This window comes from Enterococcus hulanensis (assembly GCF_005405485.1).
GTDB classification, from domain to species: Bacteria; Bacillota; Bacilli; order Lactobacillales; family Enterococcaceae; genus Enterococcus_A; species Enterococcus_A hulanensis.
This window is the reverse complement of sequence record NZ_BJED01000002.1, coordinates 282,209-293,623: the sequence shown is the minus strand read 5'-3', so window position 1 is coordinate 293,623 and position 11,415 is coordinate 282,209. Positions and strand designations below refer to the sequence as shown.

10 protein-coding genes are annotated in these 11,415 nt (G+C 42.1%); 3 read left to right on the top strand and 7 right to left on the bottom strand.

The features are described from left to right. Positions 1-189: 189 nt before the first annotated feature. The 5 genes from FFR60_RS03990 to FFR60_RS03970 all read right to left on the bottom strand — a co-directional run bounded on the left by FFR60_RS03990 (position 190) and on the right by FFR60_RS03970 (position 6,684). A complete protein-coding gene (locus tag FFR60_RS03990) occupies positions 190-1,620 on the bottom strand; it encodes an LPXTG cell wall anchor domain-containing protein (protein ID WP_137663121.1) in 1,431 nt (476 codons plus the stop codon). Between the two features lie 258 nt (positions 1,621-1,878). Next, the gene (locus FFR60_RS03985) at positions 1,879-2,223 is read right to left on the bottom strand and encodes a hypothetical protein (protein WP_137663120.1); all 345 of its coding nucleotides are present in this window, start codon (positions 2,221-2,223) and stop codon (positions 1,879-1,881) included. Between the two features lie 129 nt (positions 2,224-2,352). Next, positions 2,353-3,738, bottom strand: a complete 1,386-nt coding sequence (locus tag FFR60_RS03980; protein ID WP_137663119.1) for an LPXTG cell wall anchor domain-containing protein — start codon at positions 3,736-3,738, stop codon at positions 2,353-2,355. A gap of 310 nt (positions 3,739-4,048) precedes the next feature. After that, positions 4,049-5,545: an LPXTG cell wall anchor domain-containing protein gene (locus FFR60_RS03975; protein ID WP_171004860.1), complete on the bottom strand. Its 1,497-nt coding sequence runs from the start codon at positions 5,543-5,545 to the stop codon at positions 4,049-4,051. Positions 5,546-5,904: 359 nt separating this feature from the next. Further along, a complete protein-coding gene (locus FFR60_RS03970) occupies positions 5,905-6,684 on the bottom strand; it encodes an ABC transporter ATP-binding protein (RefSeq protein WP_137663117.1) in 780 nt (259 codons plus the stop codon). A gap of 106 nt (positions 6,685-6,790) precedes the next feature. Here FFR60_RS03970 and FFR60_RS03965 point away from each other — a divergent pair, with 106 nt between their 5' ends. Together FFR60_RS03965 and FFR60_RS03960 are read left to right on the top strand one after the other, a co-directional pair. Beyond that, positions 6,791-7,486 carry a TIGR00266 family protein gene (locus FFR60_RS03965; protein ID WP_137663116.1) on the top strand — a complete coding sequence of 232 codons (696 nt, stop codon included), beginning with the start codon at positions 6,791-6,793 and terminating at the stop codon, positions 7,484-7,486. A 77-nt stretch (positions 7,487-7,563) separates the two neighbouring features. After that, positions 7,564-9,336 carry a putative polysaccharide biosynthesis protein gene (locus FFR60_RS03960; RefSeq protein WP_137663115.1) on the top strand — a complete coding sequence of 591 codons (1,773 nt, stop codon included), beginning with the start codon at positions 7,564-7,566 and terminating at the stop codon, positions 9,334-9,336. A gap of 63 nt (positions 9,337-9,399) precedes the next feature. Here FFR60_RS03960 and FFR60_RS03955 read toward each other — a convergent pair whose 3' ends face one another. Together FFR60_RS03955 and FFR60_RS03950 are read right to left on the bottom strand one after the other, a co-directional pair. Further along, positions 9,400-9,906, bottom strand: coding sequence for a prolyl-tRNA synthetase associated domain-containing protein (locus FFR60_RS03955; protein WP_137663114.1), 507 nt, complete (start codon positions 9,904-9,906; stop codon positions 9,400-9,402). Beyond that, complete coding sequence (locus tag FFR60_RS03950; protein ID WP_249354945.1) at positions 9,899-10,369, bottom strand: hypothetical protein; 471 nt, start codon at positions 10,367-10,369, stop codon at positions 9,899-9,901. The genes FFR60_RS03955 and FFR60_RS03950 overlap by 8 nt, the downstream gene beginning before the upstream one ends. 188 nt (positions 10,370-10,557) lie before the next feature. On the opposite strand from FFR60_RS03950, the gene FFR60_RS03945 reads away from it, so the two are divergent. Then, positions 10,558-11,304 (top strand): GntR family transcriptional regulator, encoded by a 747-nt coding sequence (locus FFR60_RS03945; RefSeq protein ID WP_088935176.1) that lies wholly within the window; start codon positions 10,558-10,560, stop codon positions 11,302-11,304. Positions 11,305-11,415: the final 111 nt, after the last annotated feature.

Sequence of the window (11,415 nt, the reverse complement as noted above, 5' to 3'; positions counted from 1 at the left end):
CTACTATAACCATGAACGTATGAAAGGAAAACTCAATTGGCAGAGTCCGGTACAATTTAGAGAGACGGCATTGAAAGTTGCCTAAATAGAATTGACAATAAAAGCAACAAAAAAATAGAGTGGATTTCTCCACTCCGAAAAAAGTCTAACTTTTTGGGGTCACTACAGATTTTTTCAGCAGGTTTTTTGTTACGCCTTTTTCTTATTTAAAAAGAGTGCAGTGAACAAAAAGATACACGCACCACCAATGAGAGTGAAGACTGAACTGACCTGCTCGTTGGTTTTTGGCAGCTCCGTTTGCGTTGCTTGAGCCACAGGAATTTTCTCCCTTTCAGCAGATTCTGGCAGAATCGAGGCTGCTTCGGTTGTTTTTCCGCTGGTTAAAGTTGGATTTGCTGCTGGCTCTTGATTCGTACTCGCTGCTGGATTTAGTTCATCCGGCATTTCGACATCGAGCGGGATCGTTGGATCAACGAAACCGGGAGCATTCATGGACAATGGCAGCTTGAAGGAATAGTTAAAGACTGCGTCCGTCTCGTAATCCTGATTGTAGCGCACATCAAAGTTTGAAACATTTTTATAGGTATAGGTCAGCCAATAGCGCATATCGTAATGATTCGTCTTCTGATTGTTGATCTCGCCGATCTTGATATAGTCATTATGGACTTTAAAATACAGCTGATTGTTTTTCGTCACATAGAAATTTTGAATATTATTGTTGTTGAACAGATCGATGCTTTGTTCAAAATCAATATCGGTAAAATTGAAAAAGCCGGATAGTTTTACGGAACTTGCAGTCAACTGATCGAGAAACGCATAATTCAACAAGACATCGCTGATCCCTTTCATGGTGATCCCATTATCTTTATTAATGTAGAGCACCTGTCTTCCTGCCAGCGCGGTCCAGCCCTTGACTGTGATGCGCATATCGATCACTTTTCCATTGTAGGTCCCGACATTTTTATAGGTGACGGTGATCGTATTGGGCTTCTCCGTGTCTAAATCAAATACATAAGAATAGCCGTCAGTAGTGTAATTCTTCGTACCGCCGATCACGATATCCTTTACATTGGCAAAATTCGGCATAAATTCGTACGCATCAGGAATCTTGGTAGTTTCATCCGTGATCGCCTTATTGTGGTCCACGATTTTTCCATCATGATCATTCTTTAAAGACGTTTTGGCTGCTCGGGTGCTTACGGCTGCGACGGTTGGCTCAGGTTCGGCTGCCTCAGTGATCTCTGGTTCCGTTGACGGAGCCGTTTCTTGCTCCTCCAGCGGCTGTGCTTCCTCGGTGATACTGTCTTCTTCCGCAGCTTTAGCGGGTTCGACAGGAAGCTCCGGTGTCTCGCTATACTCTGGCACCTCTGTGTTGATTTCTGATCCTGGTTCAGTCGCTGCTATTTCACTCGTCTGTTCTGTCGTCTCAGCAGCCGCTGGTTCTATTGGCTGTTCAGCTTTCGCACCTGCTACAGGACTTCCATCGCTGGGGATTTCTATTAGTTCTGTCGTAACATTATTTGCTGTTGGTTCAGTGATTTCATCCCCCCAGACAGAAATTGGTGCCAGCGAAAAGCCTAAAATCACTGTTGAAAACAAATAAACACTCTTCTTCGCCATAAAACGACCTCCTTTATAATAAATATCAAATCTTATTATAACATTTATTATTGTTTCAGGCGGTAAATATTTAGCATTTGTAATATTTAGTTTTAATAATAATTATTTTAATTATCAATTTTTTGTCAGAACAGCAAAAAACTCTCTGGGAAATTCCAGAGAGTTTTTGGGGATTTTTAAAATGTCTTTCAGAATTGTTAAAACTAATAAGGTATTTTTCAAATCTAATTCATGCTTATTCAGTAAATAAATTGACCGTTAGCCATCTATGCTGAAATAATATAGCTCGTTAAAATTATCGTCAAATTCATAGCAGAAAATATGAGTGTTATCTAAGGTCTGTTCTGCATATGTCACTTGGTTGTTATCTAAATTGATTGTTGCTTTTCCTAGATTCTTGACTACCTCGTCTATCGTTAGATTTCCGTAAAACTCTTCCAGTTCTGGAAGCATAAACGAAACAATGTTTGAAAATCTATTTTGATAAGCCTCAACTAACTTTTTGACAGTCGCTTCCGATCCTTTTTGAATTTCTTCGCAACAAAAGGTTAATCCATCAATTTCTGCAACATACACTTCGTCGTCTTTATCATATGTAAACACTCTACCACCCCTATCTAATTTCCAACGTACTAATTATAACAAAAAAGAACACTGCATATTTTGCTAATACGCAGTGTCTCTCAGATAAATCACTTAGTCTACAGTCGAGTTTACTCGTTTTTGATTACTTTAGACTTTTTTCTTATTTAAGAATAGCGCTCCTAGCAGGAATAGACAAGTACCGCCCAAGATCGCGAAGATTGAACTGCTTTGATCATTCGTTTGGGGCAACACAGCCTGCTTCAACGGTTCTGCTTCTTTGACCGCTTCTTTGATTTCTGCTTTTACAGGTTCAACTTTTTCTGTCTTTGCAGCAAGGTTGACTGTAGTTGTTTCTGTTTTTGCTTCTTTAGGCTCATCAACTGTAATTTCTTCTTTTGGTGCTTCCTCGATAATTTCCGGTTCTTTGCTTTCTGACTTCGTTGGAGTTTCTTCAATCACGACCGGTGCTTGATAAGTGTAGTTGAAGACTGCGCCACTATCGTAGTCTTGATTATAGCGAACGTCAAAATTCGACACATTCTTATACGTATAGGTCAGCCAAAAATTCTCGTCATCATCATCGGTGCCTGTTCGGTTAATTTCACCGATTTTGATATAGCCGTTATAGGTCTTAAAATATAGTTCATTGCCCTTCGCTACATAATAATTTTGCACATTGTTATGATCAAACAGATCAATACTTTGCAACAGATCAATATCGGTGAAATTAAAGAAGCCTGAAACATTTACAGCAGCGGAGGTTAGATTATCAAGAAACGTATAATTCAAACGAACATCGCTGATTCCCCGCATCGTAATCCCGTTCTTTTTGTGGATATAAAGCTGATTGTAAAGGCTCCCTGCAAAGACCGTCCAATCCTTGACCGTTACTTTCATATCGATTACTTTTCCATTATAGCTGCCGACATTTTTATAGAGTACCGTGATCGAATTCGCTGATTCATTCTTTAAATTAAAAACAAAGAAGCCCATTCTGTCAAAATAGCTGCTGCTAGCATTCACAATGATGTCATCAAGATGATCAAAGTTCGGCATAAAATTGTATTCAGCCGGAATTTTGGCTTTTTCATTCGTGATCGCTTTTTCGTGATCGACGATTTTTCCATCATAGTCATCCTTCAAGGCCGGAGCGGCTGCCCGCGCTGCTTTCGGCTGTACAGCGGCTATCGGCTCTGCCGTTTGTTCTGAGTTTACCATTTCTGGATTAGGTGTTGCAGTTTCTTCCGGTTCGTCTTCTGGGGCTTCGGATGATTCTTCAACGCCAGCTTCTGATGGCTCTGATGCTGAAGGCTCCGTAATCTCCGGCTCTTCGACTACCACTTCTGCTTCCGGCTGAACCCCAACTTCTGCTTCTGGAGCTGGTTGTTCCGCTACTGCGGCAGGGCTTTCAATTAATTCTGTCGTAACACTCGGCGCAGCTGGCTCCACCACTTCGTCAGCCCAAACATTGCTGGGAACTAACGCTAACCCTAGGAGTGCTACTGAAAACAAATGAACACTTTTTCTAAACATAAAACGTCCTCCTTTTCATAAAATACCATTACTTATTATAACACAAAAATATTTATCATACGGAATAAATATCGATTACCCAAATTAGATTAATCATCTATTTAATAGCATTTATAATACTTCTATTTTTTAGAATTAAACAGGTTTAACAAATTTAAAATAACTGAAATATGAATAGAATTAAAACAAATAGATTTTCCTGCTTTACATTTAAACTTTCGCCTTCGAAAATGCTTAACAGCTTTTATTGTTCATTATAAAAAATCCTCCCATCATTTCGTAAACACTGGGAGGATTCACTAGCTTGATTTTATTCTTTATCATCGCTTTTCTTCTTCGTGATAAATAATCCTGAGATGAAGACTAAGGCTGCACCTCCTAAGGTGGTAAAAATCGACGCCTTCTTTTCGTTGGTTTGCGGCAGTCTTCTTTGTTCTGTCTGAAGAACTGGTATGGATTCTGTTACAGGTTGCGGCGCTGGCGTCTCGATCGTTTTGGCGGCTGCTGTTAAGACCGGTCTTTGCGCCACCAGCTGAACCAGCTTGGCTTTTTCTTTCACCGTTACTTTGGTTGGTGTTTTCTTTTCAGGTATGGGCATTTCCTTAGCTGGCGTTTCCACATTCTCCTTTGGCACATCTGGTACCAAATCTATTGGCAGCGACTCCTCGATTACGACCGGCGCCTGATAGGAATATTTAAAAAGTGCGAATGTTTCGTGATCCTGATTATAGCGAACATCGAAGTTAGAGACGTTTTTGTAGGTATAAGTCAGCCAGTGATCGACATCAGAATCATCTGCTCCATGTCCGTCGATTTCCCCAATTTTGATGTAGCCGTCATGAACCTTGTAATACAGTGCGTTTTCTTTTATAACGTAGAAATTCTGCACATTATTATTATCAAAAAGATCGATGCTTTGTTTCAAATCAATATCTGTAAAGTTAAAAAAGCCCGAAAGCGAAACCTCTTTGCCTGTCAAGTTATCCAAAAAGGCGTAGTTCAAGTGAACATCGCTGATCCCCCGCATCGAGATTCCATTGCTTTTATAAACCGTCAGCTCGTTGGCGTAATAACTGCCGGTAAAAGCCGTCCAATTCTTGACTGTCACCTTCATGTCAATGACTTTCCCATTATAGGTACCGACATTTTTGTAAGTCACGCTAATTGTATTGGGAGCAGCAGATTTTAATTCGAAACGGAAGTACGAGTCGGTTTCACTGAAATCCTTCGTTCTTTCAACCAGGATACCTGCGAGATTCTCAAAGTTCGGCATGAAATTGTATTCGGAACTGATTTTGGCATCTTTATCAGTGGAAGTTTTTGCATAATCAACGATTTTTCCATCATAATCATCCGTCAATTTTTGAGCTGCAGCAAGTAATGGCCTTGTCTCAGTTTGCGCGACAGGTGCTATTGATTCTGGGGCGGACGTTTTCGCGGATTCTGAATTCTCAACTGCGACCTGTTGGACTGCGGGAGATTCTTCTATCTTGCTGTTTTCCGATTCGACGTTTGGAGCAGGTTCTTGTGTTGCTTCGACAGTCGCTTCAGAGACCGTCTCGGGGATTGCTTCATTACTGGACTCAGTCGGATCGTTATCGTTAGCTGCTTGACTGACTGATTCTTCGGGCAAGTTGACTGGCTGATCCGGTTCGACTCCTTCACTCACCTGATCGGCAGAACCTTCTATAAATTCAGCAGTTACCTCGGGAGCCGCAACATCAACTGCTTCCTTCGCAAAAACCGAACTCGGACAAAGAGAAACACCCAATAGTGCTACTGAAAACAAATAGACACCTTTCTTCACGTTAAAATCCTCCTCCTCTTGCATAGTCACCTTTATTATAACACCTGTTCAAATAGTTTCAGATTCTAAAAGGCAATAAAAATTCGGAAAAATGAACACAAATCGTTCATTTAGCAACACTTAATTTCTGTTTTAGATTCTATAAAAATATAAATATACAGGGTATAAATAACTCGATTACCAAAAAAAGGAAAGGCTGGCAGCTATTTTCGAGTTAAAATCTTGCTAAATATATTCTTGCCATCGCTCTACCAACTTAATTGCTGAACTACAGTAAAGACCACTTATTTCTTTTGCGATATTTTTATCAACCACTTCCAGACAAAAAAAAAGCTCCTCAAATTGAGGAACTTATTCTATTATTTAGGAATGACCATCATTCGATCGTCCTTCATCTCGTGGATCGCGATCGGTCGTTGATAAAAGTCATTCAATACTGTTTCATTGAGTAATTCTGCTCTTTTCCCTTGTTTAAAAATTTTGCCATCGCGGATCATCAGTACGTGATTCAGCAGCGGCAGGATCTCCTCTGTGTGGTGTGTCACGTATAACAAGCTGGGCGCGTCCGCTGCCTGCTTCATCTTTTTGATGCGGGACAATAGGTCTTCTCGCGCAAATAAATCCAATCCGTTACAAGGTTCGTCTAAAATCAAAAGCTCCGGCTTAGCCATCAAAGCCCGCGCGATCAAAACGATCTGCTTCTCCCCTTGAGAAAGTACCTGATAGACTTTTCCAACCAGCTTTTTGGCCCCCAGCGAGATTAAGAGCTGCTTCGCCTCAGCCATGTCGGCTTCCGAATAATTCTGATAAATCCCGATGCTGGCAAATTTCCCTGATAATACGATGTATTCCGCCTGCTCTTCGCGGTGAATCCGCTCCTGCAGCGATTGGCTTACCCAGCCGATTCTTTTAGTCAGATCAGGGATCGACGTTTCGCCGAAAACCTCACCTAAAACGGTTAATTTTCCGCTGGATGGCCATAAATTACCTGAGATCATGTTCAGCATCAGGCTTTTTCCTGCGCCGTTCAGACCTAATACGGCCCAGTCCTCCCCAGCTTCGATCCGCCAATTGATGTCCTGCAATAGCGCGTTCTGTTGGCGAATAAACTGAACCTGCTCAAAAGTTAGAATCTCCATACCTTCTCCTCCATTTTCTTCCCTTTTTACAATCTTATCAAAATCTCACAGAAAAGATACGTAAAATGCTATAATTTTAGCAAATGTCTTTGAAGGGAGTTTTACGATGAATTACGAATTATCAGACAGCACCTTTGCGCCGATCGCGAAGGTGCACTTACAGCAAGGCGAAAAATTACGGATCGAACCAGGCGCGATGGTCTACGAGCTGGGAGATATCGAGCTGGAAGGACAAATGAACACCAATGGCAAGAAAGGACTTGGCGGTGCCTTGAGTGCTTTAGGCCGCTCAGTTACCAGTGGCGAAAGCTTCTTTATCAGTACCGCTACCGCTCATTCCAACGGAGCGATGATCGCAGTGGCACCTGCTGTACCGGGAAAAATCTTTGCTTTAGATGTTGGCGCAGAGCATTGGCGCTTGAATACCGGCGCGTTTCTTGCCAGTGAGGAAAACGTGAACTACCAAATGAAGCGGCAAAAACTTTCGGGTGCTCTGTTAGGCGGCACCGGCGGACTTTTCGTCATGGAAACCACCGGCAGCGGGCAAATTCTCGTTTCGGCCTTTGGTGATATTGAAAAAATTGAGCTGGATGGCCGCGAGCCGGCAATCATCGATAACCAGCACGTGATCGCTTGGACCAGTTCACTGGATTACAACATTCGTGTGGCATCAGGAACCTTTGGCTTTAAGACCGGCGAAGGCGTCGTAAATGAATTTCATGGCCGCGGATCAGTCTATATTCAGACACGTAACCTTGAAAGCTTTGCGAATCATATCAACACCTTTATTCCGAAATCTTAAAGATTACGACACAGGATTGTAACTAGAGGAGAGAACAGGTAAAATATGGAGGACACTGTTGCAGAAAGCTGGTTTATATGACTGATAAAAATAAACACGATAACGAACTGAACCCTTCGCGGTCACGGGTCGCTCGTTATCATAATGACGCGGTTCCGCCGCAAAAAAAAGAACCCGAAGAAAGTGCGCCGCAGACACCTGAAATAGAACCGACAGAAACAGTTGCCGAAAAACCGAAAAAACAAGCCACTGCCCAAGAAAAAATGGTGCAAAGCACGGCTTGGCTGACGGTCGGCAATATCTTCTCACGGTTATTAGGCGCGGTTTACGTGATTCCATGGATCGCTTGGATGCAGCCTCATGGTTTAGAGGCCAATTATTTATATACTAAGGGCTACAATGTTTACGCCCTCTTTTTAATGATCTCGACTGCCGGGATTCCAGCGGCGGTGGCGAAACAGACCGCCCGCTACAATTCAATGAACGAATACGGCTTGAGTAAAAAACTACTATTCTATACGATGCGGCTGATGACCATCGGCGGTGTGATTTGTGCCGCCATCATGTTCTTAGGCGCCCCTTACCTGTCCCAAGGAAACGCCGATTTGGTTCCGGTGATGCGCTCATTGAGTGTCGTGCTGCTGATCTTCCCTGCCATGAGTGTGATTCGCGGCTTTTTCCAAGGGAACAACAACATGAAGCCTTATGCGATCTCTCAGATCGTCGAACAAATCGCTCGGGTCTGCTACATGCTGGCTTCGGCTTTCATTATTATGCAGATCAACAACGGCAGCTACAAAACAGCGGTAGTCCATTCGACCTTCGCTGCCTTTATCGGTGTGGCCTTCGCGATGGGGGTTCTATTGTTCTCGCTGCTCAAGGAACGGACAGCCTTTCGTGAGTTAATCAAAGAAAGCAATAATCAGATTACCTTCTCTGGCCGTCAATTGATTTTACAGATGATCCAGCAGGCGATCCCTTTTATTATCGTCGGCAGTGCCATCAGTATTTTCAAATTAATCGATCAGTATTCCTTTGAAAAAATCATGTCGATCGTGACGGATTATTCTGCCGCGAAAAACGCCGATCTCTTTGCGCTGATCTCTGCCAATCCGGACAAATTGACGATGGTCGTGATCGCTCTTGGGACTGCGATGGCAACGGCTGGTCTGCCGTTAATCACGGAACGCTACACGAAAAAAGACCACGAAGGCTTAGCAAAATTGGTAACGAATAATATTCAATTACTCTTCTTTGTCATGATGCCGGCGACTATCGGGATGTTTGTCTTGGCTTATCCGTTGAATACTTTGTTCTACTGGCCTAATCTGCTTGGTTCCCAATTATTAGCCGCCTCCTGTGTGGTGGGAATCATGATGGGACTGTTCATGGTCTGTTCAACGATGCTGCAAGGCTTGGACGGCAATATGCAGGCAGTCTGGTTTTTATGTATCGGGATTTTTGTCAAAATCGTGACGCAATTCCCATTGACTTATATGTTCGAAGCTTATGGTCCGCTGATTGCGACATTCGTTGGATTCTTAGTTGCAAATATGTTCTTGTTGGACCGAATCCATGTCATCACGCAATTTCCATTTAGAGAAACCATGACAGCTATCGCTAAAGTCACAGTGATGTCGCTGATTATGGGTGTTGTTGCTTTTGTTGTGAAATTTGGTTGCGAAATGATCTTGAGCTCGGATTCGAAGATGCAATCCATGATCATTATTTTAGTCGTCGCAGCCTTTGGCGGATTCACCTATATGATCCTAGCCCTGAAAACACGAATGGCTGATAAATTATTAGGCCCGCGTGTAGATGGGATTCGCCGTCGATTGAAGATGCGGTAAAAAATATTAAAGCCTCGCAGGTTCGCTGCGAGGCTTTTTTGCTGCAAAAAAGCAGCTCGAAGTTTAAACTTCGGGCTGCTTTGCTGGGACAGCTGCATATTGAGGTTCGATCGCCAGCTTTTTTAAGAATCGTTGGAAATCACGAAAGGCGATCACTAAGGTTGCCGTATTGGTGTTGGGATGAAAGCCGATTTTTTCTGTTTGATCGATCGCTTCATCGATAACCAGCGTGATCTGATGTTCTGTATCATGGGGCAAGGCTAACGGTGTCACAGACCCCCGCTCTAAACCAAGCAGCTCAAAAAGCTCTGCTTCTGAAGCGAAGGATAATTGACTTTCCCCTAATACTTTAGCAAGGGCCTTGATGTCCAGTCGTTTTTGCCCCGGACAAATCACGAAGTAATACTTTTTAGTCTTCTTGCTCTTCATCAATAAATTTTTTACATCACTGCCGTCGATTGAAAAATCGATTTCCGCTACTGTATAAACGGCCTTGTGATCGATGCGATCATAAGGAATCTGCCACTCTTTCAGCAGTTGGTAAACTTCGGTATCCGTCGCTTTAGCCATTGCTTTCACCAACTTCTCTCAAATAAGTCCGCCACGTGATGATGGTTTTATTGACATGATTCAACACTTCCAGCTCCAGCTTTTTCTTATCCGTTATCGAGGCTTGCTGGAAATTCGCCAAACCGTGATAATTTTCCTGCAACAGATCAAAAATCTGCTGGTTCGCCTTCGTTTCAATCACCAAACTATCCGCTTCTGCTCTTAGCTGCTGCAAAACAAACGGCGTGGTTTCTTGAAAATAAGGATAGCCGTATTTATTTAGATTGCTCTTATAAGATTGCAATATGCTCAGCGAAGCCGCCATGACCGTCGGGCCATCTTCAGTCCGCTCAGGTTTGCGCAGCGTCTCCGTTTCCGTCTTAACTTGTTGCCGACGCTTCATTATCCGAAATAGAACAAAAAAGACGATCAGAATCGCTAATAAAATTGCGATAATTATTTCAGGACGAAAAAAATTTCCCATCAATGCTCACTTCCTCCAAGAGATGATACCATTATATCGAATTAGTTCATATTAAGGTATTCATTTTTCTGAAAAATAAAAGAGTCTTTTTGATTTCAGTATGCAGCGGATTTCTTATTCAGATAAATCGGACCATCGCTTCTTAATTTGTTGTATAATAACAATAACAAAAGCAAGGAGGTTTAGACATGTATAATGATGAGCGGCTTGAAATTGACCGCAAAAGAAAATTGCGTTACGTAACCGTTTATGAAAACTTGTATGAGTTGATTAAAAATGGGACGTATCCTCTTGATTCACAACTTCCGCCCGAAAATACTTTAGCCAAGCAAATGGGCGTTTCGAGAATGACGCTTAGACAAGCGCTACAGTTTTTACAAGATGATGGCGTTATCAAAATAATCAAAGGAAAAGGAAACTTTGTTATCAGCAACTCTTCTAAATGGACTTCAGGCTTAGAGACTATCGCAAATCCGATCTACACTTGTCTCGATGCAGAGGTAGATGAAGTGGAAATTGACTTTCATATCGAACCTTCTACCGAGTATACAAATGAGATCCTGCAAAGAAAAGTAGCCGTAGTTGTCTTCATTGATCGTTGGTATAAGTCTAAGGGAACACCGGTCGCATTTACTTTTTCGACGATGCCTGTAGAGGTTTTAACCGAAAAAGAGATCGACCTCAAAGATATTGAGTCCTTTAAGGCTTTCCTCAACGAACAAATTTATCGCGATGCTAAGCATACAAAGCTCCAAGTTCAATATTCGACTGTTGGAAATATTTCTGCGATAAGGTATAAAATCTCTGAAAAAGACCAATTCTACTTAGTTCAAGAAGAAATCTATTTAGACGATAAGCTTCCTTCTCTGCATAATAAACACTATCTCCCAATCGATAAAAGTCATATCGAAATCAATGGCGTTAAAAATTCTTAGACAATCTGAAAAAGATTGTCTTTTTTTTATTGACAAACCAGTGTAACCGCTTTACTATACATGTATAGATACTTTATACATGTATATTTTATTTGTGACATATGCTGAAAA